The 24,668-nt window shown below is 66.8% G+C and carries 21 protein-coding genes and 1 pseudogene; 9 read left to right on the forward strand and 13 right to left on the reverse strand.

The genetic code is table 11. The features are described from left to right. Positions 1-68 precede the first annotated feature (68 nt). The 6 genes and pseudogenes from OHS59_RS12490 to OHS59_RS12515 all read left to right on the forward strand — a co-directional run bounded on the left by OHS59_RS12490 (position 69) and on the right by OHS59_RS12515 (position 5,447). On the forward strand, positions 69-926 hold the full coding sequence (locus OHS59_RS12490) for a radical SAM protein (RefSeq protein ID WP_328493482.1): 858 nt from the start codon (positions 69-71) through the stop codon (positions 924-926). A 19-nt stretch (positions 927-945) separates the two neighbouring features. After that, positions 946-2,076, forward strand: a complete 1,131-nt coding sequence (locus OHS59_RS12495) for a protein-L-isoaspartate O-methyltransferase family protein (protein ID WP_328493483.1) — start codon at positions 946-948, stop codon at positions 2,074-2,076. A 120-nt stretch (positions 2,077-2,196) separates the two neighbouring features. After that, positions 2,197-2,811, forward strand: coding sequence for a nuclease-related domain-containing protein (locus OHS59_RS12500; protein ID WP_328493484.1), 615 nt, complete (start codon positions 2,197-2,199; stop codon positions 2,809-2,811). A 910-nt stretch (positions 2,812-3,721) separates the two neighbouring features. After that, positions 3,722-3,871: a hypothetical protein gene (locus OHS59_RS12505; RefSeq protein WP_328493485.1), complete on the forward strand. Its 150-nt coding sequence runs from the start codon at positions 3,722-3,724 to the stop codon at positions 3,869-3,871. A 15-nt stretch (positions 3,872-3,886) separates the two neighbouring features. Further along, a pseudogene (locus OHS59_RS12510) lies at positions 3,887-4,675 on the forward strand (ISL3 family transposase); the annotation flags it as partial. A 127-nt stretch (positions 4,676-4,802) separates the two neighbouring features. After that, the gene (locus OHS59_RS12515; protein ID WP_328493486.1) at positions 4,803-5,447 is read left to right on the forward strand and encodes a transposase; all 645 of its coding nucleotides are present in this window, start codon (positions 4,803-4,805) and stop codon (positions 5,445-5,447) included. An 823-nt stretch (positions 5,448-6,270) separates the two neighbouring features. Here the strand turns inward: OHS59_RS12515 and OHS59_RS12520 are convergent. Continuing rightward, positions 6,271-9,216 carry a hypothetical protein gene (locus tag OHS59_RS12520; protein WP_328493487.1) on the reverse strand — a complete coding sequence of 982 codons (2,946 nt, stop codon included), beginning with the start codon at positions 9,214-9,216 and terminating at the stop codon, positions 6,271-6,273. A gap of 233 nt (positions 9,217-9,449) precedes the next feature. Between OHS59_RS12520 and OHS59_RS12525 the strand changes: the two genes are divergently transcribed. From OHS59_RS12525 to OHS59_RS44565, 3 genes are all read left to right on the forward strand, one after another. Beyond that, positions 9,450-9,632, forward strand: a complete 183-nt coding sequence (locus tag OHS59_RS12525; RefSeq protein WP_327743429.1) for a hypothetical protein — start codon at positions 9,450-9,452, stop codon at positions 9,630-9,632. A 547-nt stretch (positions 9,633-10,179) separates the two neighbouring features. Then, positions 10,180-10,866 carry a recombinase family protein gene (locus tag OHS59_RS12530; RefSeq protein WP_328493488.1) on the forward strand — a complete coding sequence of 229 codons (687 nt, stop codon included), beginning with the start codon at positions 10,180-10,182 and terminating at the stop codon, positions 10,864-10,866. Between the two features lie 481 nt (positions 10,867-11,347). After that, positions 11,348-11,710, forward strand: coding sequence for a transposase (locus tag OHS59_RS44565; RefSeq protein ID WP_443061627.1), 363 nt, complete (start codon positions 11,348-11,350; stop codon positions 11,708-11,710). A gap of 171 nt (positions 11,711-11,881) precedes the next feature. On the opposite strand, the gene OHS59_RS12540 is transcribed toward OHS59_RS44565, so the two are convergent. The 12 genes from OHS59_RS12540 to OHS59_RS12595 all read right to left on the reverse strand — a co-directional run bounded on the left by OHS59_RS12540 (position 11,882) and on the right by OHS59_RS12595 (position 24,456). Next, positions 11,882-12,916 carry a hypothetical protein gene (locus OHS59_RS12540; protein WP_328493489.1) on the reverse strand — a complete coding sequence of 345 codons (1,035 nt, stop codon included), beginning with the start codon at positions 12,914-12,916 and terminating at the stop codon, positions 11,882-11,884. 417 nt (positions 12,917-13,333) lie between these two features. Beyond that, on the reverse strand, positions 13,334-14,563 hold the full coding sequence (locus OHS59_RS12545; RefSeq protein ID WP_328493490.1) for a hypothetical protein: 1,230 nt from the start codon (positions 14,561-14,563) through the stop codon (positions 13,334-13,336). A 235-nt stretch (positions 14,564-14,798) separates the two neighbouring features. Continuing rightward, positions 14,799-15,419 (reverse strand): AAA family ATPase, encoded by a 621-nt coding sequence (locus OHS59_RS12550; RefSeq protein WP_328493491.1) that lies wholly within the window; start codon positions 15,417-15,419, stop codon positions 14,799-14,801. A 277-nt stretch (positions 15,420-15,696) separates the two neighbouring features. After that, complete coding sequence (locus OHS59_RS12555) at positions 15,697-15,822, reverse strand: hypothetical protein (RefSeq protein ID WP_328493492.1); 126 nt, start codon at positions 15,820-15,822, stop codon at positions 15,697-15,699. 568 nt (positions 15,823-16,390) lie between these two features. Next, positions 16,391-16,651, reverse strand: a complete 261-nt coding sequence (locus OHS59_RS12560) for a hypothetical protein (protein WP_328493493.1) — start codon at positions 16,649-16,651, stop codon at positions 16,391-16,393. 94 nt (positions 16,652-16,745) lie between these two features. Then, a complete protein-coding gene (locus tag OHS59_RS12565) occupies positions 16,746-18,815 on the reverse strand; it encodes a Shedu anti-phage system protein SduA domain-containing protein (RefSeq protein WP_328493494.1) in 2,070 nt (689 codons plus the stop codon). A 386-nt stretch (positions 18,816-19,201) separates the two neighbouring features. Further along, positions 19,202-20,203: a DUF4238 domain-containing protein gene (locus tag OHS59_RS12570; protein ID WP_328493495.1), complete on the reverse strand. Its 1,002-nt coding sequence runs from the start codon at positions 20,201-20,203 to the stop codon at positions 19,202-19,204. A 1-nt stretch (position 20,204) separates the two neighbouring features. Next, complete coding sequence (locus tag OHS59_RS12575; RefSeq protein WP_328493496.1) at positions 20,205-21,236, reverse strand: YaaC family protein; 1,032 nt, start codon at positions 21,234-21,236, stop codon at positions 20,205-20,207. A 128-nt stretch (positions 21,237-21,364) separates the two neighbouring features. Next, on the reverse strand, positions 21,365-22,138 hold the full coding sequence (locus tag OHS59_RS12580) for a hypothetical protein (RefSeq protein WP_328493497.1): 774 nt from the start codon (positions 22,136-22,138) through the stop codon (positions 21,365-21,367). A 90-nt stretch (positions 22,139-22,228) separates the two neighbouring features. Next, positions 22,229-23,497, reverse strand: coding sequence for a hypothetical protein (locus tag OHS59_RS12585; protein ID WP_328493498.1), 1,269 nt, complete (start codon positions 23,495-23,497; stop codon positions 22,229-22,231). Between the two features lie 66 nt (positions 23,498-23,563). Then, the gene (locus OHS59_RS12590; protein ID WP_328493499.1) at positions 23,564-24,022 is read right to left on the reverse strand and encodes a hypothetical protein; all 459 of its coding nucleotides are present in this window, start codon (positions 24,020-24,022) and stop codon (positions 23,564-23,566) included. Then, entirely contained in the window at positions 24,019-24,456 is a 438-nt protein-coding gene (locus OHS59_RS12595; RefSeq protein WP_328493500.1) for a hypothetical protein, read from the reverse strand. The genes OHS59_RS12590 and OHS59_RS12595 overlap by 4 nt, the downstream gene beginning before the upstream one ends. Between the last annotated feature and the right edge of the window lie 212 nt (positions 24,457-24,668).

Raw genomic sequence — 24,668 nt, forward strand, 5'->3', positions numbered from 1 at the left:
TGGCGGGGCCACACGGCGCCCGCCACCCCGGCACCGCACCGCACAGCACGACCAAAAGGCAACCGTCCATGACGAACACCTCCGCGCGGCCCCAAGCCCCGCCCGCCATACCGAAGTTCCTGGAATTCGGGATCACTGGCAGGTGCCAGCTCACCTGCCCCACCCTCTGTTACGCGAAATCGGGCGGTACCAACGGGCACGGCGAGATGTCCACCGCCGACTGGAAGCGGCTCATCAGCGACGCCGCCGAGGTCGGCGTGAAGAAGGTCCAGTTCATCGGCGGGGAACCGACTCTTCACCCCGACTTCGAGGCGCTGGTGAACCGCGCTCTGGTGCTCGGCCTCGGCGTGCAGGTCTACAGCAATCTCTACCGCGTCAAGCTTGAGCACTGGGAGCTGTTCATGCGCCCGCGGGTGACTGTGGCGACGTCGTACTACAGCGACGATCCTGCAGAGCATGAGCGCGTCACCAACCGCAGGGGCTCGCACGCCGCGACCCGCGCGAACATCGTCGAGGCACTGCGCCGCAACATCCCGCTGCAGGTCGGCATCGTCGAGGTCTTCGAAGGGCAGCGCACCGCACAAGCCCGCGAGGAGCTGCTCGCTCTTGGCGTCCGCAGGGTGGTCACCGACCGGGTCCGCAGTGTGGGCCGCGGCGAGGTCCACATCCCCAGCCCCAGCGATTTGTGCGGCAGGTGCGCCAGGGGCCGGGCGGCCGTGATGACCGACGGCACCGTCACCCCGTGCGTCCTGGGACGGTTCCTGCCCACGGGGAACGCGAAGAGCGACGGGCTCGCCGCCGTGTTCGGTGGACGGGCCTGGGCGGACACGGCAGCACGCATCCCGGCACGCACGGACGCCTGCCCGCCGGATGATTCCGGGGACTGCGACCCGGCGAACACCGACGCCTGTGACCCGGCGTACTGAAGAAGAGGAGCAACCGCTGATGACATGGGTGGCACACGCCCGGACCCTGGCGCGGGAGATCATTCGCCCGGAATCACGCTGGCACTCGGCCCTGGCCGAGGTGCCGCGGCATCAGTTTGTCGTCAACTGGTGGCAGAAGCAGGGCGAGAGCTGGGCTCTGCGCAGCGGCCCCGACAACGCATCGGCCTGGATGACGGCGGCCTACAGCGACCAGACGCTCGTAACCAGGGTCGGCACCTCCCACGCTGACAACGCCCAGCCCGGCGATGCCCTGGCCGACGGCACGCCGACCTCGTCGTCGACGCTGCCCAGCCTCCTCGTGCGGATGTACCGGCACGCGATGATCGGCGACAATGACCAGATCCTGGTCACGACAGGCAGCGGCTACGGCACCGCCCTGGCATGCGTACGGCTCGGCGACAACTACGTCACTAGCATCGACGTCGACGAACACCTGGTACACGCCGCTCAGGACCGGCTCAGCCTGCTCGGCATGCGCCCGCAACTCGAAGTCTGCGACATCACGGGCCCACTGCCCAGGAAGTACGACCGCATCGTGTCCACGGTGTCCGTACGATCCGTGCCCGCCTCCTGGCTCCAGGCACTACGGCCGCGCGGCCGCCTCGTGACGACGATCGCCGGCACCGGCCTGATCCTCACTGCCGACAAGACACCAGACGGCAGCGCCGCAGGCCGCATCGAGTGGGAGCGGGCCGGCTTCATGCCCGCCCGCCACAGCACCGACTACGAACCGCTTTCCGCCGACGCCTGGAAGCAAGCCACTGAAACAGAAGGAGCACAGTCCTACACCAGCCGGTACCCGCTGCTATACCCCCCGGACGCCTGGGACGTCATGTCGATGCTCGAACTGAAAATCCCTGGCATCCAATACCACCATGACGAGGAGAAGGGCCTTCGAACGGTGCGGCTGCTACACCCCGACGGGTCATGGGCCCGCGCCGATGCAACCGGCTTCCTCGCCTCGCCGATCGTGCACGAGGCCGGCCCTCGACAGCTGTGGACGGAGCTGGAGAAGATCCGCAACCGCCTCAACCGCGAAGGCACACTCCCCCTCTACGGCGCCCAGGTCACGATCACACCAGAGGGTGAAACGACGCTGACCCGCGGAGCCTGGACAGCAACTCTGTAGCTATCCGCTATAGAACGTGTAGCTGGCCATGAACCTGCCCACCGTGGCTGGAGACCCCTCTGTGCGGTGCTACCGCATATCGCTACCGTCCGGATACAGCATGTGACGAGGAGGCGGCGTATGGCAGCAGGCGGGTACCGGAACCGTGCGGGCGCAAGTGCGGGCCGGATGGGAAAGGTCACGCGGATCGCTGAGCGAGCGGTGCAGCATCGGCGGGCCCGGGTCGCGCTGCCGCTCCTCTCGGTGGCCGCCGCGCCGGTCGGCTGGACGGTAGGCACCGTGGGGACCTGGCAGCTGGGTCTGGTGGCCGCGCTCGTCGTCGTCGGGCTGGGCGCGCGGCGATTGTACCGGCGGGCCCACAACAGCTGGGCTGCGGGCGCGGCCGGGGAAGCGCGGACCGCCCGGCTCCTGGCGCCGCTCGTGCGCCGGGGCCATGCCGTGGTGCTCCACGACCGGGCGGTCCCGGGCAGTCGCGCGAACCTCGATCACCTGGTCTTCACGGCCGCTGGCGCGGCGTACGTCGACACGAAGAACTGGACGTCGGGCAAGTCCTGGCTGACCGTGCGGGACGGCGTCCTGGGGTACGGCCGGTACGACCGTCCCGGGCCCTGCGGACCGTGGCGTGGGAGGCCGAACAGGCGGCCCGCGCGCTCGGCGTCCCGGTCCGGCCGGTGGTCGCCGTGCACGGCGCGAAGGTCCCGGCGCCGCGCGGCCAGCTCGAACTGGCGGGCGTGACGGTGGTGGAGGCGAAGCGGCTGCGGAACCTGCTCCGGAGCCTTCCACCCCAGCCCGGGTGGAACTCCGCCCGGATGGGGGCGGCGGGGCAGCTGGCGGACCGGACGCCGCCCCCGGCTTACTGACAATCAACTGACCTACCTGCGAACAGAGTTGGAGCGATACCGACTGTCAGTGCGGTGCCTTATCTTCAGAGATACGCCCGAATTGGTCGTGATCACCCAACTCGCCCCCAAGGACACCACCTGATGACGCATGTCCGTGGCTACCGCCGCGCAGACGGTACCTACGTCCGTCCGCACCACCGCCGTACCCGTCCCAGCGGAGCCCGTCCCGCTCGCCCCGTCCCGGCTCCCCGCCGGGTGAGTCCCACCGTTGCCCGGCCTCAGTCGGCTTCGCCGGGCTCAACGACACGGGTGCGGGGCTACCACCGTGCGGACGGTACCTACGTCCGCACGCACCACCGCCGGATCAGCCGCCCGGCCGCCGTGGCGGCCGGCGGAGGCGGCACCATACTGCTCATCCTCGTACTGCTGGTCTTCAGCGGCGGAGGCACAGGCGAAAGTTCTCCCAGCCAGTCACCCAGCTCGCCGGCCAACATAAGCAACCAGCTACCCGGCCGGTAAGCGGCGCCAGAGGAGGGCCCCGGGCGTGAATCGCCTGGGGGCCTCCTGGCGTCCGGGATCAGACGTGGCCAAGAGGAGCGTAGGTGATGCCGACGTCTCCGGCAGAGGTCGCGGCATGTGATACGACCTTCCAGATCGCGGGGTGGCTATGTAGGTCTGAGCGGGCTCTGGCTTAACTTGTATGACGCCGCCACTCTGAGTGACGATTGCGCCCCTTCGAGCCGTACGTGAAGTCGCCCGAAAATGGTCCGTAGACACGGTAGTTGGGCTGACAGTTCGGGGCCGTGGAAGAGGCCGTGCTCCGGCTGAAGAAGTTGTTGTTCCCGTCGATCGCGGACGTCGCGGTGCTGTCGGTGGATGTGGACATTGAGATAGTGCGCGTTGATGCGCAATGCATCGCGAACGGCGCCGTGTGTCCGATCTGCGGCATCTAGTCGAACCGGGTTCATGGTTCCTACCAGCGGTTTCCCGCTGATGTGCCGAGCGGTGGCCGAAGCGTTGTTCTCCAGTTGAGGGTCCGCCGGTTCAGCTGCGGGAACTCGGATTGTGCACGCCGTACCTTCGTCGAGCAGATACCCAGCCTGACACGTCGGCACGGTCAGCGAACCGAACGGCTACGCTCCACCCTGGCTGCGGTCGGTCTGGCCCTCGCGGGCCGGGCCGGGGCTCGCATGGCGCAGGTTCTCGGGGTGTCCGTCAGCCGTAGCACAGTGCTCCGGCTAGTGAATGCTCTTCCCGAGCCTCAGACGTCCGCTCCGCGTGTGGTCGGCGTCGACGAGTACGCCACTCACAAGGGCCGCTACTACGGCACCGTCCTGGTCGACATCGAAACCTGCCGCCCCATCGGCCTACTGCCGGACCGGAAGGCTTCCAGCCTCGCGGCCTGGCTCATCGAGCGGCCAGGTGTTGAGGTCGTCTGCCGGGACCGCGCACCGTTCTTCGCCGAAGGCGCCGCCTCCGGCGCCCCGCAAGCTGTCCAGGTTGCGGACCAGTGGCACCTCTGGCACAACCTGAGCAAAGCCGCCGAAAGAGCCGTCGCCCAGCACCGCCGCTGTCTCAGCACCCTCGTCCCAGACACCCCCGAACCCGAGCCAGAGTCCGTCCCGGAGGAGCCGCCCGGTTCACCCTGGCCAACCGGGCACCGGTTCGCCGACCGCACCCAAGCCCGGCATGCCGCTGTCCATACACTGAGCTTCTTCAGCAGCCACACCATGGGGCGAATGGCTCTCGCCGGTTGACCCGGCTTCTGGGCTGCGGCAGCAGCTGACCCCGGCAGATACAGCCGTCACCCGATCGTGGCCGTTCTGAAGAAGCTCACTGCTGGAGGCCGGGCACAGCCGCCGCTCGATCCAGCGTCAGCTCGGCATGACCTGGCGGACCGTCAAGCAGCTCGCTGACGCCGCGGCCCCGGAGGCGCTGTTCACCGGCCAGTGGCAGAACCGGCCCTCAATCCTCGATGACTACAAGCGCTACCTGGACGACCGGTGGAGCGAGGGTTTCACGAACGCCTGGAAATTGTGGGAGGAGATCGTGCCGCTTGGCTACAAAGGCAGCCACCAGCGCGTCCGGGTCTACCTGCACAAGAAGCGCACCTCGCCGCGGCCGGTGATCGCCCGGCCACCGTCGCCCCGAACGGTCGCCGGATGGGTGCTCAGGAGACCGGAGACGCTCACCGAGTCCGAACAGCTCCAGCTCAAAACCGTCCGCACCCACTGCCCCGAGCTCGACGCCCTCACCCGACATGTCCGCTCCTTCGCCGTCATGCTCACCGAGCGTCAGGGCGAGCGTCTCCTGGACTGGCTCGACGCCGTCCGGCAGGACGACCTGCCCAGTCTCCACACCCTCGCCGCCGGCATCGATCGCGACCTCGACGCTGTCATTACCGGATTGACCCTGCCTTGGAGCTCGGGCGCAGTCGAAGGTCATGTCAACCGGATCAAGATGCTCAAGCGCCAGATGTTCGGCCGTGCGGGCTTCCAACTTCTATGCGCAGGCGTCCTATTGGCGTGACGGAGGGTGCTGCGTTGGCGGCGTAGGCATGGTCTTCCGCTGATTTCCGAGGTCCGTCATGATGCGGCATGGAGTGGCTCAATTCCTTGATGACGCTCGCCGGTGTGGCAGTGGGCGTGGCTGCAACGCTTGCCACGGAGCGCCTCCGCTGGAAGCGGGAGCTTGCCAGGCAGACACGATTGGACCATCGCCAGCTATATGAGCAGTACCTAACAACCCTGCACGAAGCGGGTGAGGCACTCTGGGCTCTGGCGCACAGTGACATCGAATCCTCGACCACTCCAGATGTCGCTGCCCGTGCGATATTTCGCTCAGCAGGAGTCTACGCGTCACTGGAGCGAGTCTTAATTGGTGGTCCGGTCTCGGTCCATGAAGCAGCCCGGAAGAGCTTCCATGCGATGAGGGACCTTCGGGACTGTATTGCTGCAGGGGGCCTCGTCGGCAGCCCTGATCACCAGGCGGCCGAAAAGAAATGGGAGATTTGCCGAGACCAGCTTCGCTCGGCAATGCGCGCTGACCTCCAGAGTCTGTAGCCCGCGCTCTCACAGAAGTTGAGCCAGAGCCCCAACACACGTCCATAGCCACTCCAGCTGCTCGACGTACTGACCCAGGTCGCCGGTCAGTCTCTGCTCTGCGTGATGACCTCGCCCCGGAGGTCCACGGCGGTGGCGGCCGCTACCGACACGGGGCGGTCCAAGTCGTCCGGCTCGGGACGGCCGGCCTGCTCGTTAGACCGAGACGGAGGGGCCGGGGACGTTCATGCGCCGGGAGTGGTCGCCCGAGGACGTCGTGCCGACTTCGACCAGACGGTTCGCGTCCCGGATCACTCCAAGTCGCCCCATGCCCAAGGGGCAGCGACGCTCCCATCAGGCTCCCGACCGAACCGGAACCGCTCCCGGTGGCCATCGATCCTGATGAACACATTGAAGCGCCCTTCGACAGGAAGCCGTTCGGTCAGGGCGGTGGCCTGCTCATGCGCCCCGACCTCCCGCAGTTCCCCCACCAGCCAGGCCACGGCCTCTGGGTCATCGAGGGGGACGTGGGCAGCGGGGTCACGGGCCAGCAACGCGGTGACCTGCTCCTGCGCCCCGGCCTCCCGCAGTTCCCTCAGCAGCCGGGCCACGGCGTACGGTCTGTCGAGGGGAACGTGGGCGGCGGCCCGTTCGGTCAGGGCGGTGGCCTGCTCCTGCACCCCGGCCGCCCACAGTTCCCCCACCAGCCGGGCCACGGCCTCTGGATCATCGCGAGGAACGTGGGCGGCGGGGTCACGGGCCAGCAACGCGGTGACCTGCTCCTGCGCCCCCGCCTCCCGCAGTTCCCTCAGCAGCCAGGCCACGGCGTACGCGTTGTCGAGGGAGACGTGGGCGGCGGCCCGTTCGGTCAGGGCGGTGGCCTGCTCCTGCACCCCGACCTCCCGTAGTTCCCTTACCAGCCAGAGGACGGCGGACGCGTTGTCGAGAGAGGCGTGGGCGGCAGCCCGTTCGGCCAGGGCGGTGGCCTGCTCCTGCACCCCGACCTCCCGCAGTTCCCCTACCAGCCAGGCCACGGCGGACAGGCTGTCGAGAGAAGCGTGGGCGGCAGCCCGTTCGGCCAGGGCGGTGGCCTGCTCCTGCACCCCGGCCGCCCACAGTTCCCTCAGCAGCAGGGACACAGCGGACGGGTTGTCGACGGGGACGTGGGCGGCGGGGTCACGGGCCAGCAACGCGGTGACCTGCTCCTGCGCCCCCGCCTCCCGCAGCCTGGCCAGCAGCCGGGCCACGGCGGACGGCTCGTCGAGGGGGACGTGGGCGGCGGGGTCACGGGCCAGCAACGCGGTGACCTGCTCCTGCGCCCCCGCCTCCCGCAGTTCCCTCAGCAGATCGGCCACGTCGTACGCGTTGTCGAGGGAGACATGGGCGGCGGCCCGTTCGGCCAGGGCGGTGACCTGCTCCTGCGCCCCGACCTCCCGCAGTTCCCTTACCAGCCAGGCCACGGCGGACGCGTTGTCGAGGGAGACGTGGGCGGCGGGGTCACGGGCCAGCAACACGGTGGCCTGCTCCTGCGCCCCGGCCTCCCGCAGCCTGTCCAGCAACCAGGCCACGGCGGACGGGTCGTCGAGGGAGGCGTGAGTGGCGGCCCATTGGGCGGGGTGGTGGTCGGCAGGGTGCAGGGTGCGGAGGTGGTTGACGAGGGCGGATGCGGCGTGGGGGTTGCCGTGGGTGGTGGCGTGTTTGTGTAGTTGGGCGGCGTCGCGGTACAGGCCCCGGTCCCAGGCGGCATTTCCGAGTGTGGTCAGGTCGGCGGGGAGAGCATGGGCGGCGGCCGCAGTCCAGAAGTCGATGGGCGGGATCATCTCGGCACGGTGGTGGCGGCCGTGCTGTTCGAGGTAGTCGGCCAGCCGGTACAGCGTCCCCTGCCCGGTCCCGGTGCGATGCCCGGCAGGGGGGCCGGTAGGGGCGCCGCTGCGGCGTTTGCGTTGGTTGCGGGGAGTGCCGGTCTTGACGGGGGTGAGGATGCCAGGGATGCCGTTGCAAGGTTTCGTGACGTAGTGCAGAGCCTGTTCGAGCCAGTCGTCACCGCTCTGGTTCCACTCGGCCTCGGTGAGATAGCCGGGGGTGGCCTCGGCCAGCCAGGCCAGAGGGATGCGCGGACCGGCGCCGAGACGGCGGACGTCCATGGCCGCGTGGATAAGCGCCTTCGTGGCTGGCGGGGCGTCCTCGAAGCGGCTCAGCAAGACCGGTACCCCGGCCAGATACTGGGTGATCTGTCCGTCCGTGGCGTGTTCGGCGGCCTCCCCGAGCCGGGGGTCGGCGCCGGCCGCCTGGGTCAGCTCGCCCAGTGCGGCGCCGATGAAGGCATCCGGCACTCTGATCCTGTGGCCGTCCAGCAGCTCCCGGGCCTGAGCGTGCGGGTCCCCCTCGGTGCGGGTAGTCAGGGTGTCCCAGTGATCCGGCCACAGGGTGGCCAGCACCAGCACCGGGGCCCGCTGCGGGTCGCGCAGCAGGTTCCGCAGGCCCGCAGCGATCTGCTCCCCGAGTGGGGCGAGGAGCAGGTATTCCTGGGCCTCGTTCAGCCAGATCACGGTGTACGGGGCGACGTCGGCGAGTTCGGCCAGGGCTGCGTCGGGGCGGGTGGGGTCGATGGGATGCCACAGCCGCCAGGGCTCGTCCCGCCCGCGCAGCAAGGTAAGGGTTTCCCAGCAGGCGCGGGTCTTGCCGGTGGAGGAGCCGCCCACCAGCACCGCGATCCGGCTGGCCCCGGCGACGGCCTGTACCACCACCTCAGCCAGCGCCCGGTCGTGCTCGCGCAGCACATACGTCGGCAGCATCGGCAGACCGGCGGCCGGGGAGCCGATCGCATGGTGCACCTCCAGGTGGAACGGGTCGGCCACCTCCGACAGGGGCCGGCCCGGCCGCATCCGCTCCAGCACGGCCCGTACCTGCCCGGCTTGGACCGCAGCACTCGTGCCGTCCGCGCGCCGGCGGGCCTCGGCCTGGTAGGCGCGCTGCCACTTGTGCACGTCCAGCACTGCGGCTGCCGCCGGGTCACCGGCCAGCCCGGCGCGCTCGGCCTGTGCCCGCACGACCCGTACCAGGTTCAGCAGCTGATCGCTCTGCTGGGGGAACCGGTCAGCGCGTAGCCAGTCCCCGATCGTGGTCGGGCTGACCCCGACGGCATCGGCCAGTGCGCGCTTCGACGGCTGCTCCTGCAGACGCTGGTCGCGGAACGCCGCCAGTTCGGCGATCAGCTCGGCGTATCCCGGTTCCTGCGCCGCCGGTCCCGTCATCACGACGCCTTTCCCTCCCGCGCGGCCCGGGCACGGGTGTCCACCCCGCCCCTGGACACCTTGGTGGACACCCACCCCGGCCGTGGCGTGAACCCTAACGCCCACCGGCTCGCTTCGCCGCGATGTGTCCAATCCGCACTGGGACTCCTGTGGGACAGCCCCCTGGACAGCCAGCGTCGAACGCATCCCGCACGGCCCGCCCCGGGCCGTCACCACCACCACGGGGAGTTCACGCGATGAGCCCGCTGCAGATTCTGTCCCTCATGCTCGCCCTGTCGACCGCCCTCAACATAGCGATCACCGCGGGCCTGCTCGCTCGCCGATCCGGCGTCGGCATCCCTCAGGCGATCCTCACCGGCGCGGGCACCGCAGCCACCGGCCTGGGCATCTACTTCGCCGCCGTCGCCGCCTACAAGTGATCACGCCCGTGACTTTTGGGCATATCTTGGCTGGACCCGAGGACGTTGCCGGACTGCCCACGAAACTGCCCTCTCGGCCACTTTGCACCGTAGGTCAGAGATAGGACACCGGGGCCGACGAGGTGGCCACCACGGCGGCTCGCTGAGCGGAGCGCCCACGACGGGCTCGGCCACATCGCGGCAGCTGCTGCTCCCCCGCAACCACGACCGGGCGGTGCAGTCTGCTCACGCTCGCGCGTCCGTGACGGCGACAGTACGGCGGGCGGCCCAACTCCGTCCGAGCAGACGGCATTCCGGACCCCGGCCTGCCTCCCCTCCCCGCTGACCCTTGCTGCGAGCACAACGGCGAGAGGTGCAGTCGACGGACGGCTGGCCATGTAAACCGCCCAACGTGGCCGTGCCCGGCGGCGTCCACCAACCGGTCGGTTGTTGAACAACGCGCCGTTCGCGGGCAGCGACGGGCGCCAGACCGGTCGAACGTGTTCAGGAAGGGTGTTCATCAACTCGGCGTGTTCAAGAACCTCTTGGAACCCTTTTCTGTACGGTGTTGGGCACGACGACGACCGCAGAGTGGGCTGACGCCGACAGCCCGATGGAGACCTTCCCCGCGAACGCGTCCGGGGCCCGAGTCGGATACGGGCGGGTGTCCACGCAGGGGCAGCTGCTCGACCGGCAGATCGCGGCTCTCGAAGCGGCCGGTTGCGTCCGGGTCTTCACGGACAAGAAGTCCGGCAAGAACGCGGAGCGCGAGGAACTGTGGAAGTGCCTCGACTACCTCCGGCCCGGCGACACCCTCGTGGTGCCCTCGCTCGACCGCCTCGGCCGCTCGATCCAGGACCTGATCTCCATCGTGGCGGGCCTGCGCAAGCGCGGGATCGGCTTCCAGTCCCTGCACGAGTCCCTCGACACGACCACGCCCGGCGGCCGCCTGGTCTTCCACGTGTTTGCCGCGCTCGCCGAGTTCATCCGCGAGCTGATCGTGCAGGGCACCCATGAGGGCCTGGCTGCCGCACGCGCCCGCGGCGAGCGGATCGGCCGGCCACCCGCCATGACGGAGGAACAGATCCGGCATGCCCGCGGGCTGCTGACCGACCCGGAGAACACGATCACCTCGATCGCCAAGCTGCTGGGCGTCTCCAGGACTACGATCTACAAGTACGTGCCGGAGCTGGCGGCCGGGAGGGACTCCCTGAGCGCCGTCTCGCCCACGACCGCGCTGCCCGGGCCTCGTTGAGCGTTGAACCGAGGACGGCGAGGGGGCGTGGACCAGGTCCACGCCCCCTCGCGGTCTTTCCTGCTCACCCCGTGGAAATTTCTCAAATCCATGAGTCCGCCCAGAGAGGTCGCGGCAACCCAGCGTCGACAATCCAAGATCGCGTCGAGTCGCCTAATTTGTTCGTCTCGACCAGGGCATCGGCCTTCTCGCGTGCGCCCGCCGTCTCGGCCTGTCGCTGAATACGGTCAAGCGCTATGCCCGTCATAGCGAGCCGGACCGCACGGTCCGGGCTCCCATCTATCGGGCCTGCCTGGTCGACCCCTACCGCGCCCATCTGCGCAGACGTCGTACCCAGGACCTAACCGTCCCCGTCACCGACCTGCTGGCGGAGATCCGAGAACAGGGCTACACCGGCAGCGCTAACCTCCTGGTCCGCTACGTCAATCAAGGACGCGTCAAGGCCGACCACGCCGCCCTGTCACCCCGCAAGGTCACTGGCCTGCTCACCTGCCGCCCCGGCCGCCTCTCCGACGACCAGCGCGACCAGCTCACCGGAGCCTGCCCGCAGATGACCGTGCTGGCCGACCAGATCCACACCTTCGCCGAACTACTGGCTTCGCACGAGGACAATGCCGGGAAGCTGACGGCCTGGATCAACCGGACTCACGCCGCTGACCTGCCCTTTCTCCACTCCTACGCCAATGGCCTGGAGCGTGACCGCGCCGCCGTCGAGGCCGCCCTCACCCTGCCCTGGCACAACGGCCGCACCGAGGGCGCCAACACGAAGATCAAGTTACTCAAGCGCCTGATGTACGGCCGCGCCAGCCACCGCCTGCTACGCCAGATCGTCCTGCTCAACTGAAGCCCGGTCCGGACGATCAACGCTTACGAAAATCTTGGAAGAGCCGCTCGTTTGACAGACCCTGACGACATCGAGCGCCTGGTCGATCACGGCGTGCGAGTTCACTGCTTCCTGCAGCTGCGCGTTCTCATCACGCAGTACCGCGACCTGTTCGTCGAACGCGACGAAGACTCAGCGTCGGCCAGGCAGCTCTGTGTCAAAGAATTTGATCACCGAAGTAACCAGCATAAGGGCGTACACCGCGTTGATACGCGAGTACTGAGTCCGGGAGACGCCGTGTGCGCTGGGATGGCGTCCGAAGGTGCGCGGGATCGGGTCGCCGTTCTTGGGGAAGTACTTGGCGTGCGCGTACCAGACCGGGGCGAAGGTGCAGGCGACCTTGTACTTGTAGTCGTCCATCTTGAACTTGATGCCTTTGGTCTTGAAGTCGTTCTTCGTGAGCTGCACGCGGGCGGCGTTGTCGAAGTGGCGCTGGAGAATGGAGTCGAGCAGGTTGGCGGCCAACGCCTGAGCTGCGCTGGTGTGACCATCGCGCAGGGCACGTGCGACGTCGAGGGCGAAGCCTCGGGCATCGTGAACTGCTGAGTGGTCAACTTCTTCGAGTACCTTCTCGCAGTCGTTGACAATGCCCTTCCAGCGTCGGCCGATGATGCGCCGCCGGGCGGCGGCGTCCGGTGCTTCCAGCAGGGCGTGTACCGTCTGCGGCCCGGGCACCCACATGAGAGGTATGCCTTCATCAACCAGGAGCTTTTCCAGGTCGCCCGTGCCGAGCGTGACATCGCGCAGGTTCTCTGGGCGGTGCTTGTTGAGGGTGTCGCGCAGGGATTCGAAGACGCTGTGCCACTGGGGCGGCCGGTAGGTTGCGGCCAGCGGCTCCAACGCCTGCCGGATCGTATCGTTGAAGCCCGTCAGATCCGCCATCTGCCGACGGAGGTTCTCCGTGACAGCGGTCATTCGGGTCAGCGGAGAATCAACCACGATCCGAGGAAGGACCGGGCGCATTCTCAGCGCAACGGACTCAGCGAGCATCTTGCCAATCCGCGCATTTTGGATTCGCATGGCGTCCTGGAATGGCTTGAGCACCGCCGCGTGGAAGCCGGACAAATCGACCGTGTCCGTCAGATCCGTATCATCGGACTCGCTGGCCTCCTGCTCCTCAGCCGGATCCTCGTCCTCGAAGCCGTCAGGCTCCCCATCCTCGCTCATAGCCGTATGGTTCCACGCCTCCATGTGCTCTCACCAGGTGTTTTTATCGGGAAACGCTCCCTCGCCACGTGCACTACACCGGGACATACATGGTTCAGTCGACAGTCGCGCAGGCCCCGTACAGCGCTAGGACGGCCCTTCGGGCGCTGTGCTCCACCAGTCGGCGATACTCCTCCGGGGAGCGGCGGTGCTGTTCTTCGCGAGCGATCTACCGAGCAGGACGTCGCGATTGATGTATAGGGCGACGGCGGCAAAGACCAGCACGATCTCCCAGGCCCGGCTGACGACCGCTGGCCACTGGATCCCATCTCGCGCCATACCGATACTTGCACCCCTTCCGTCAAATCCACCGGCAAAGCCAGCCACGGCGCCGGGTCGTCCTCTGGCTCCGGCGGCGCGGTGGCCTCGAGGTGGGCGTCAGTCACTCGTGTGTGTGAGGAGGTTCCAGGGCTCCCATGTGCACAGTCGCCATTCTCCCGGCCACGGATCCGGCTTGGGAAAAGCCTGGGTGTCTTCGCGAATCCATCGGAGGGTCACGGTGGCCGGCAGTCCACCGTCGCGCTGAAGACGGGCCGTAACGGTGCATGCGGCGGCCATATCGTGTTCTACGGCAAGGATGTCGAAGGCTGTCAGGGGGTAGCGTTCATAGGCACGGCGGATCACGCTGCGCACGGCCTTGCCGTGCTTGGCGTGCGCGTCCTGGGTGATGAGATCGCTGATGGCCCCGTAGTTTCGCTGCACCCACCATGTGAGCAGGCGCTCCGAGCCCTGCCGGGCGGGGTGGTTGTTGAAGGCATCGCTGCCGGGCAGGTGCTCACGAGGTGTCCACTGCTCGTTGATGCGGTTGATCTTGCCCTGCTCCACGGCAAAGCCGACGAAGTCCTTGGCCTTGGCCGCCAGTGCTTTCCAGGTCAAGGGCGGAGCGGCCTCGTGCTGCTGTTCCTTGTGCCGGGCGAAGGCCCAGTCCGTGACAGCGAACAACCGGTTCCAGGCTTTGGTCGCCACGATGACGTTGTCGTAGTTGAGGATGCTGCCGTGCACGATGCCGTTGCGGTAAAGCTCGTAGACGGGCTCTTCCTGCGTGGCGGTACGTCCTTTAAGGAAGGTTTTATGGGCGTGGGCAAGGCCGCGGTGGTGGCCTACGACGCTGTCCCAGGCATGCACTTCCTCCGACTGCCGGGCGTGCAGGCCCCGGCGTACGGTCTCGAACTCGTTGACGAAGCCGTCCATGACGCTCAGCAAGACATGAACGCAGGCGTAGTAACGGCCCGCGGTGTAGTCCTCCCTCGCCTTCTCCACCAGCGGAAGTCTGCGGCGCATCGCAGGCAACTTCCGCAGCGAGAGCAGCATGGCGGTCATCTGCTCGCTGTCGCGATAGTGGTCGATGAGCATGGTCTCGGCCCGATCGGCATCCTGAGCTGCCTCGGCCAGAATGGTCTCGACCGCCGTCAGCGACAAACGGTCATGGAAGATCCAGTGCTTGTCACTGAGCAGGTTGTAAAAGGCTTCGACCAGAGCCGCAAGCTCCTCCATCTGCTGTTTGATCGCTTTGGTCTCCGACCTCTGCGACGGAACCATGCGCAGGAGCAGCAGGGCCTGTTCCGCTTGCCGGAACGAAGGAAGGTCACGAGCCGATTGGTAGGACACGCAGCGATAGTAGGGAAGAGCACTGACATTGTCCCAAAGATTTTTCCTTAGACGGGCAGGTTCCCAACAACCAAGGCAGCCACCTAGGCTGGACTGTCCCCTTTTCGTGTGTGGTCCATCTACCCGCTCCAGACCTCTCGCAGGACACGGGCAGGGCGCATCATGACGGGACGCGGAAACCGCGAGTGAGCAGGAATGGCTGCGCACCCAGTCACCTCTTGCGTAGGCGTCGGTCTCAGGTAGCTCTCCGCAGCCAGGTGCCGTCGACCATCGCGGGGCGGTGCCAGATGAAGACGCAGCTCTGCAGGCTGGCGAGTGACGGCCGGCGCAGCACGGAGCGGATCCGCTCTGATCCCACTAGGACGACGGGCATCCGGCACTCGCGCTCCTGGAACAGGCTCCACAAGCCGTAGACGTACTGCAGGGCCTCGGTCCGCAGCAGATGCGTATCACGTACGACCACCACCGGCGCAGAGCGCCGTGCGAGTTCGTCCTCGACAGCCCGTTGCGCGTCGGCCAGGCGTCGCGGCCGGACACCGAGGTGCAGAGCGGCGTGGAACGCGTCCAGGAGCGCCGCGAGGTTGCCCGGCGCGGCGGTCGTGACCACGACGGGTACGGCCCTGTCGCAGCGACTGAGAGCGGCCTCCACCACAGCCTCACCTTGGACGTCCTCCGGCGCGATGATGCACAGCAGCGCACGGGTCTCAAGGATGTGGCCAAGGTTGTCGGCAAGTGCGGAGAACGCTTCGTCGGACACGGCCGTGGCGACCTCGCCCATGGCCCCTCCTCTGGAGTTGCGTACGGGACGCCACCAGTCGAGCACGTTCGCGGACAGCTGCGGAGACATCGGCGTCATCACGGCGCAGATTGACCGGGCATGTTCAGGATGTGAGCGGCTGTGCCGGATCAGCCAGCTTCGGGACCCGGGTGACGGTTGCCGCGGCAGTCGTAGACCGCGAGTGACAGTTCTTTCATCGCGGCCCGGGCGCGTTCGGCGTCCAGGCCGTCGTCAAGGGCCTCCAATGCAGCGGCCGCCGACACCCGAACGGGACGAGGCAGGCCGTCATTGGTGGAGAGCCGGTACGCGACGGTGCGACGGGCGTCCTGTTCCTCATCGCTCGCCCCGTCAGAGGTCAGCGGGAAGACCGCGGCTCGTACATCGCGATGCTCAACAGGACGGTGTCGGCGATCCCTTCCGCATAGCCGTCACCGTTGACGGCCTGGACGACGATCCCCGCGGGCCGGGAGCGGACAAGCATTCCGAATCACGCGCCCACGCTAGTGGTAGTCGCGCCTACCACGGCGCCCACCCAGCCGTCCATGACGAACCCGAAGCAGGCTCCGCTACTCACCGCGCATACCAACAACGCGACGGTCATCGCGTACAGGGCCCATCGAAGACAAAGGGTGGAGAGCAACAGGTCCGACTGGCGCTTGTCTCCGTGGTCAGCAGTTCGGTTGCGAAGTCCGGCCCGGATGCAGGCGGGATGAGCTGAGTGGTCATGAGAGGACCGTAAAAACGGGCAGTGACAAGGAGTCCTGCGTCTGGAGTAACCCGATTCACCCTCTGGGCGACCTCTCACCCGATCGGACCTACTCCCCCATACGCTGCTGGACCGCCCCCCCCAACCGCGAGATCTCTGCCGACTTCCGAGCGGGCGCGACCCGGCACACGGTGGTGACCGTGAGAATTTCCTCCTGGCCGCTGCTGTGCACGGCGCCTCTCCGACCGCCCAAGCCGGAGAGCCGGTGCACGACCATCGGCGCGCTGGTCACGCCTCCCGGCGTACCCCGGGCCGGTTTCATGGGCGAGTCGGCCTGGGGGCGTCAGGGAGAGTCGCCGGACCAGTCCCAACGGTTCCGCTCGCCGGGACGAGGGTTGCACAGGGCCCAGCCGCCGGCGTCGAACTGCCCGAGCTCGGTCATCAACGCGACGCCGGTCTGGATCTCGTCCGCTGTCCAGTTGGTGATGTCGAGCAGCAGGCCGTCCAGCGGGCCGCCGACCAGTTCGGCGTAGTCCTGGTTGGGCAGCGGGCCCGGGTGGTCGTAGACCTGGCCGCGCAGCAGCTGCTCGTCATCACGGTCCATCCGTTCAGCCTGGCAGCCGCCGCTGACAGCCCGGGTCACGCGAGGCCGCAGGCCGTCGTCTCACACAGGCCGCCCAGATCGGCAGATGGGCGGCCTAGCGATCTTCGACGATGAAGCACGCTCGCTGGTAGAGCTCGTCGAACGTGATGATCTCGACGTCCTGGATCGAGGTCCGGTAGAGCTCGAAGGAGTTGATCTTCTCCGGGTTCACGGCGTCGTTGTGAGTGAACTCGCGCAGACTGCCGATCACCACGACCTGCCGGGGCCGGGTAGTGGACATTTCGACGCCGGTCGGGGTGCCGTCGTCGTCGTAGATGCGGGTGAGGAACTCGCGGGAGATGAGCTGCTGGGCCTTGCTGGCGGTCTTCTGCACCTGCGCCACGCCGCCGCCCAGTTCTTTCGATGCCTGGTATACGCCCGCACGGTACGGGGTCTTGGCGAGCAGCTCCGTGTCGTGGGCCTTGATTTCACAGAAGAGCATGCTGCTGATCAGGCCCTTGGACCGCATGATGGCGTCGATGCGTTTCCCGGCTCCGCCGAAGATGTTCGCACCGGTGGTGATGCGTTCCAGCTTGCCGTCGTCGATGGATTCGCAGGCGATGAGGTTCAGTCCGTAGCCGAAGATCCACTGGTTCGCCTCGAAGAAGGCCTGCCAGACCGCTTCCGTCCCGCGCGTCGTTGCCCGGCTCTCCTCCTGCTGGAAGTAGTCCGGATCGGTGAGCAGCCGATCGAACCTCTGGAGCTGTTCCTTACGGTTGCTGATCAGCCGGATGTCCTCCTCTGTCAGGCCGCCACCGATGGCTGTCCTGACCGCACCAAGCACCGTCGTCCGGTCCTGGCCCGTCAGCAGATGGGCCAGTTGGGCCTCGTCTGCGGCCACGAGCTGGAGGGAGTCGCCGGGTGTGCTCAGGCCGGTGCAGCCCTGGAGGAAGTTGATGACTTTCCAGAAGTTCTCGTGGACGTCCCCGGTGTCGACAAGTGCCTTGACGGCCCGGGTGGTCCCGGTGTCGGGCACCGTATGCGTGGCGGGGACTTCTCCGGCCTTCTTCTTGTCCTTCTTCCAGAGCTTGATCCTCGGTGTGAAGGTGTCGCCCTTCTTGATGATGGTGACGTTGCACAGCGTGGCCACCCGGGGCCGGTCGTCGAGGACGAAGTCGGTGATCATCCGGCGTGCGCGGGTGTCGTAGAGGTAGTGGAACCCGGTGTTGTCCTGCGAGCCGCGGATCTCCAGATCGGTGAAGTCCCCGCAGGTGACGTCGAACGCGGTAGTGGTGAAAAGGAGGCGGAGACCGCGAACGAGGGGGGTAGCGGGGGCCACAGCCTCAGTCCGCCAGTCCGGCGCGATGTTGGGCAGCGGCCGGGTATCGCCTTCGACCACGAGGCCCTGAACGTCGATGCGTCCGAGCTGGCCGAACAGAGGCCCCAGTGTCCGCCAGATCGCCTCCTTGACCTCCGGCGTGCAGGTGGGCTGGAGCTCGCGCTCCACGGTCAGGACCGCCTCGTAGGTGGCCTCCGTCCAACCGTCACCAGGTATGGGGTTAAAGAAGCCACCATCACGGCGCAGGGTCAGGACAGCCGTGCGCAGCACATCACGTGCGGACTCCTCACCGGCGCAGTCCAGGAGGCTGTACGTCTGCCCCAGGACCAAATCGAGCTTGCCCGTGTCGTCGTCGTTCAGCGGCAGCGGGACCAGCGGTCCCGTGGGCGGAACCCGGACCGGCGTGTAGATGGGGCGGCCGGAGAGAAAGCCGTGGGGACGCAGACCCCATCCGTCCGGTGCCAACAGCCGGTTCAGCTCCTCAACCTGCTTCATCGCCTCCTCGACGCCAGCGGCGACCTCGGGATGGACCGTTCGCGCCAGGAAGGCGAGCAGCACCACGTCCGGCCCGTCGGAGAGCTCCAACCGGGGGTCTTCGAAGATCCAGTCATCGTCCAGGTCGCTGTTGGTGATCCGGTGCTGCTCGATGTAAGCACGGACAGTCGGGGGCCGGCTGTCCTCGGACGGAAGGCGGTCCAGGTCGTAGAGGCCCTCCAGGAACGTGACCTCGTCCAGCCTCCCCCACCAGGGACTCGGTATCCCGCGCAGGTATTCGAAGATTTCGTACCGCGTCACCGCTGTGATCGATGGCTGCGGATGTGCCGGGGCGGGGTCACTGGACGTCATGTGTCCCAGGATGAAGGCCAGGACGGCCAATTACCGGCCGATCGAAGATCTCTTCCCCGCTGAACTCGCGGGCGGAACAACTGCATCAGGGCGATATGCCGCCCGCCGCGCCCCCGCCGCTCAGGAGTCGGCGAGGGGGCGGCGTTGCTGATCCTCGCGGGCCAACTGTTCGGCGAGAACGTCACGGTCGACGTACGGGCCGATAGCCGAGCACCATGCGCTGGAGTTCGTCGGGTGCGAGGGCTTCGACCTGCCAGAGGGCGCCGGCAGCCCGGAGCACTCCGCCTGCATCGACTCCTGGGCGCAGCATATGGGCGCCGCCATAAGCTGACGCCGGGAACCGCGGAGGGCCCGGCAGGATCTGCCGGGCCCTCCACTGTTTGGTCTCAGCGACGGGTTGTGTACATGTGCAGGATGTCCTGGCCCATGGGCGCTAGCGTGCCGTCCGGGTTCTCCCGGAAACCGGGGGCCGTGTTGAAACGCAGTGTGGGCCCGCGCATGCTCAGCTGGACCCTGTCGAGTGCGGCGTGCCGGTCCGGGTGACCGACGACGACCTGTTCGCAGGTGTCCGCGAGGTCCTGGTTACAGCTGATCGCTCGGCTGATTTTGACTTCTTCGGCGGATGTGCCCTGGCCGGGGACGAGGACGAACTGGGCGGTGGGGCTGACCGGGAACCTGATCTCGTGAGCCCCCTCCAGGCCGAAGCCTCGGTAGGCGTCCTCCGGAGTTTCCGGACGCCAGAGGACGAGGGGTGCGTCGGAGGTGAGGAAGATCGGCTTGCGGCTGGTCTCAAGGCGCCAGTGCCGAGCACGGTACTCTGGGATACACACCCGAACGGAGCTGAGGGTCACGGTGACCGCTTCGTCGTGGGTGGGGTCGTTGCCGCCGTTCATCGCCCGTGTGCCGTGGTAGTAGTCGAAGGCACCCTGGGCTTCGGCTACCCGTGGCGGGTGACCGAGATGCTTACGTGTGAGGTACTCGGTCATCAGCGCCAGGTCGACGTTCCGGCCGTCCGCGTAAGCGGTGACGTTGCGCCCGAAGAGCGGGCCCGTGCGCTTTCGCGGTGTCCTGGCCATCTGCACAGCAAGGTAGAGGCAGAGCAGTTCGCGGTCGTCGGTCCCGGCGGCCGGTGGCATCCCCGTCTCGTCTATCCGGCGCAGGGCCGCGAGTGCCTGCCCTTCCAGGCCGCTGAGCTCGTGCTCAATGATCGTGGAAGGCATGCCGTTCTCGTCCGTGATTGTGTAGAAACCGGTCTCGGCAGCGACGTTCTTGACGTTGGCGAGGTGCGTCTTCGGAGGGCACCGGCGCCTCACTCTGACCATGCCACCTCGCCCGAATCGTGCCAGATAGCTCTGCGGCACGTAGTGGTGGAGTTTCGGCACAGGCACGTCAGGTGCTCACCTCGGTGATGGAGTCCGCGATCAAAACGGGCAAGTGGTTGAAGGCGCGTTCCAGGAGCCGTTCGATCGGGACGGCGTACTTGCTGGAGTCGACGTTGATGAGCGTGTTCCAGACCGCGGGTTCGTAGCGGGCAAGCATGGACAGCGTGTACAGCACCGCCCACCAGGCCATCAGCGGGTGTAGTTCCCGCTTCATCGAGCCCAGGACGGGCAGGAAGTACCGGCTCCCGGCGTAGCCGCGGGTCAAGGTCCGCAGGTGGGCCTGCCGTTCGGCCATGGTCGCCATCCCGTCGAACCCCGTGCCCACGCCCTTGGGCATCAACCAGTTCATCGCCAGCTGGCCCCCGCCATGGTCGTAACGGACGTAGAACGGAAGCGCCGCCTCTCCCACATTCCTGTAGCTCTCGTGCCGGACGACAGCCGGGTAGGCGGTCAGAAAGTCGGCCAGCGTCTCACGAGTGCCGGCCTTGACGACCCGATCAGGGATGTTGCACACGAAGACGCTGAGGAGAGAGTGGTCGCCTTCGTTGACGCTGCCCTCATCCGTGTACAGCGGGGTGAGCCGGTCCCTGGTGGTGAGCGGGTAGCTGAGGTTCGGGGGCAGCAGGTCCCAGACATCTTCCAGGCTCAGCGGGTCCTTCTCCCATACCGGTGAGTCGAGGACTTCGCTGACCTTCACGAAACTGCCCTGGGTGCCGGGCGGATCGGTGCGGATCTCGATGTCGGGGAAGGGCTGGTGGAACCCCGTGGTCTTGATCCCGTGTGTCTTGAGGCGCCAATCCTCGCCGTCGAGGGACCGGGCGGCGGCCGTGATGGCGCGGCCGGCCTGGCTGAGACCGTAGAAGGCCAGGATCGGGCTCGTGGCCGGGCCCACGACGGCGGCGGCACGAAACAGCTGCTGAGCCTGCTCCAGGGCTGCCGAGTACGTCATGCGCCGGGAGCCAGCGTTGGCTTTGGCCGGTGGATTGGAGCGGCTGGCCCGCAGCCGCTCCCACGCCTCATCGGCGTCGAGATCGTTCATGGCCGGGACGCTACCCCCAGTCGAGTTGACGCCGCTGGGTGATTTTCTCCCTCGCGTACACGGCCGCTGATTCAAGCTCATAAGCCGAACTTGTCAATTTTTAATAGTCCTTTATGGCTTTTCAGAGGTTATGCAACAGTCTTGTTCGTCCGCTCAGGGCGGACCGCGAGAGAGGAAGATCCCCCATGGCACGACGCACCGACGCCACGGTCGATGTACGGGGTGACGGCGGCGAGGACCAAGCGCTGGAGTTCGTCGGGTTCGATGGCTTCGACTTCCCACTGGACGGGGTGGTCGATGTCGAAGCCGTGCAACCGGGCGAAGGACGGCCATCGCGGATCGTCGCGCTTGCCTGCGGTCGCGGGCAGCGCGTACTGCCGGACCTGGTCGTGGGTGAGCAGGATGCGGGTGACCCAGCTCCAGCATCCTGTGCACTGCACCCAGTCTCGCTCGATGTCGGAGCCGGAGGCGTCGAAGTCCCCGACGTAGGCCAGATGCGCCTCCCTCGGATCGGCGGCAGTGCGGTCGCGGACGACGTCGACGTACGACTGGGAGCCGAAGCCGCGGACCACCAGGACCGGGATGCCGTACGGCGCGAGCCAGTCGGTAAGCAACTGCCGGAGGGTGTCTTTCTTTGCGGCGACGTACAGGGCGTGCTCCTGGCCTTCAGTGCGGTCCAGGCGGAACCAGTCGAGGGCTTCGCTCAGGAACGTGTCCACATCCGGCCAGGCCGCCGGGACGTGGACCTCCCGCAGGGTGTCGATGAGGTCGGGAAAGCGGCCCTCGCGGCGCGCCCTGGCCAATTGCGAGGACAGGCGGCTGTACATCGGCGGTGTGTGCGGCAGGACGCCCTCGGAGGCGAGCCGGTATATGAAGTGTTCTCCACCGTTTCGGTGTCTCATGAGACACCGGTGGCGGGCTTTGACCTGCCCTGATGCCGTGCGAGTCGTGGCCGCGAGTGTGCAGTTCCATGAGAGGGGACTGAGACAGGTTCAGAGCCCGCGCTTCTCCATGTCTTCCCACTTCCGCCTAATGGGCGTGAGCGTGTTCGCCCCCGAAGTAAACGAGACTTCTACTGGCTCTCCGCAGCTCGCTTCGCCGTTGGGGCCGCGCTCGATGATGGAGAGCAGTTCCGCTTGCCGACCGTCCCTCGTTGCGGCATAGACCGTGATTCCTTCCATCCGGTCGAGACGGTCCCGCGCCGGGAAGAAGATGGTCTTCAGCTCCTTCTCCTTCTTCGTGGGAATCGCGAGCCAGCTCTCAGAAATGATCACGACCCCGTCAGCGCGCGTAGATTCCACCAGATCAGCGATACCTTCGAAAGAAAGCATCTTGGTGTCTTGATCGTTGAACCGCAGTTCCTGGGTAGCAACCACCGTCTCCCCATTGTAGAGGAATGCGAACGTGCCATGGTGGCCATCCTTCTGCGTCATCACCCGAGCCATCGACATAAACCCGGGGACATTTTCGATGGGTCCAGACTCGGGGAACTTGAGCTCTCCGTATCGCTCTCCGGCGGCCTCCAGGGTCTCGGGGTCCGGATCGAAATGCTCAAACTCTTCCTCGACGACGCCGCCCGACATGGTGAAGTGGGCCTGAAGCTCCGACTGGGCCAGGTGCATGCAGGGGAGCCGTGCCAACGTGCCGTGAAGGGCCGACGTGACGCATTCAATGGACCTGTCCGCGAGGTCACACCTCTCGACACCAAACGCTTGGTGGGCCCTCCACAAAATCTGACTGAGCCAAGAAAAGGCTTCAGCGGTGGCAGCCAGGAGTTCCCACCCAGGGAGCGCTTTATCGACCCACTTCCGCCGGACCGTGATCAGGCCGACGGGCGGGGTGTTCGAATGACGCAGTGCATGAATGATCTCAGGGGTGGACATCCTGGGCGGGAACGTAGCGGTTCCCTCGACCCGCTGAAGCCAGTTCCGGGTCCAGATCACCTGGCAGCTACTCAAGAGCTCCAGGTCTGATTCCTTCGTGATCCGGTTGCGGGATTTGACGACCCACCCCATGATCTCGCTTTTCTTGCAAGCCTCTTGGAACTCCGGATACCAGGTGGCGAAATCAGGGATCACGGCTTTCTGCTTCTGAAGCAGCCAGGTGACGTTTCTGAGGTTGGGAACCAGGGCGTTCAGGTTGAGCCTGAATCCATCCGGATCAAGGTAGGAGTCGTGCAGCGTATGCCACTGGGTGTGGCAGTCCATCAGTCGTCTGTGAGCGTCAGCCACTGGGCAGGACTGAACGGCATCCGAAGTCATGGGCCGATTGTAGGCTCGGATTTCCTGTATGACGGAATCCTTTTCGGGGCGAATCGTTTCAGAAGATCAGTGCGGTCCGGTGGCCTCGGGACTGGCGGAGGCCCGGTGCCCGTCGAGGGCGACAACTTCCTCCTGGCCTGCGAGTTGGTCTCGAAGAGCGGCGTTGTCGTGGTGCAGGGCGGCGATGACCGTGGCAGAGGCGTCGAGTCGACCTTGCAGCTGAGTCCGCTCGCGTTTGATCACTATCAACTCGGCCCGCAGTTCCTTGAGTTCATCATCGCTCCGTGTTTCGCCAGGGGTGCCGGTGGCGGCTGTGCGGCGGTCCCATTCGGCCAGGATGCCGTGGGCCCGGTTCATGGTGGCCCGGCTGACGCCGGCTTCCCGATAGAGGTTCTCCTTGGTCAGCCGCCCGTCGGTGCGGGAGGGGCGGCCTGCGAGGAGTCGTTCCAGCGCGGCTCGCAGGGCCTTCGCCGTCTCAGCCGAGACGTGGTCCGTGAGCGTCGGGCCGGTGGGTGTCGCGGTCACCTATGGGCCGTTCGGATCACTGAGCGGACGTCGTGGAGCTGGTGGTTGAGCTGTTCGCGGTGGCAGGGGGCGATCTTGGGGGTGTTCAGCAGGGTCAAGAGGCCGGTCTCCTCGCTCTGCCAAATCTTGAGGTGGTCGGGGGCGATGGCGCTGTTGTGGCAACGTCCGGGCTGGCAGCGGTCGATCAGCGGCCCGGTGTGTCCGGCGGGAAGGATCGCCTTCTCGATGCACTTCGCGCCGTCGGGGTTGTTCTGGTCGAAGGTTGGAAGATGTTGCTGAACAGGCTGCTGAAGGCGCTCTCCCGGGCCTCCTGGTTTGGCCCGCCCACCCGTCCGGAGCTGGCCGGGCACGTCCTCGGCGCTGCCGTAGGCTTGCCCCAGGGCTGCCCAGTCGATGTCGTCCAGCCCTGCCAGGAGATCGTCGGATCGTTTCATGATCCATATGCTGGCAGGGACCACTGACATCGATCCCGCAGACGAGCTGTCTCCTTGAGCCCAACGGCCGAACTCACCTGTCAATCGGTCAAGATCGCCTGTCAAAGGACACACGCCAGGGGATCAAGGAGAGACACCAGGCCAGAACGGATGCATTGACCCACCCGGAGCCCTGGCGAGCGCCCGAAGCTCCAGGGCGGACCAGGTGCGAC

It is taken from the genome of Streptomyces sp. NBC_00414 (assembly GCF_036038375.1).
Classification (GTDB): Bacteria; Actinomycetota; Actinomycetes; order Streptomycetales; family Streptomycetaceae; genus Streptomyces.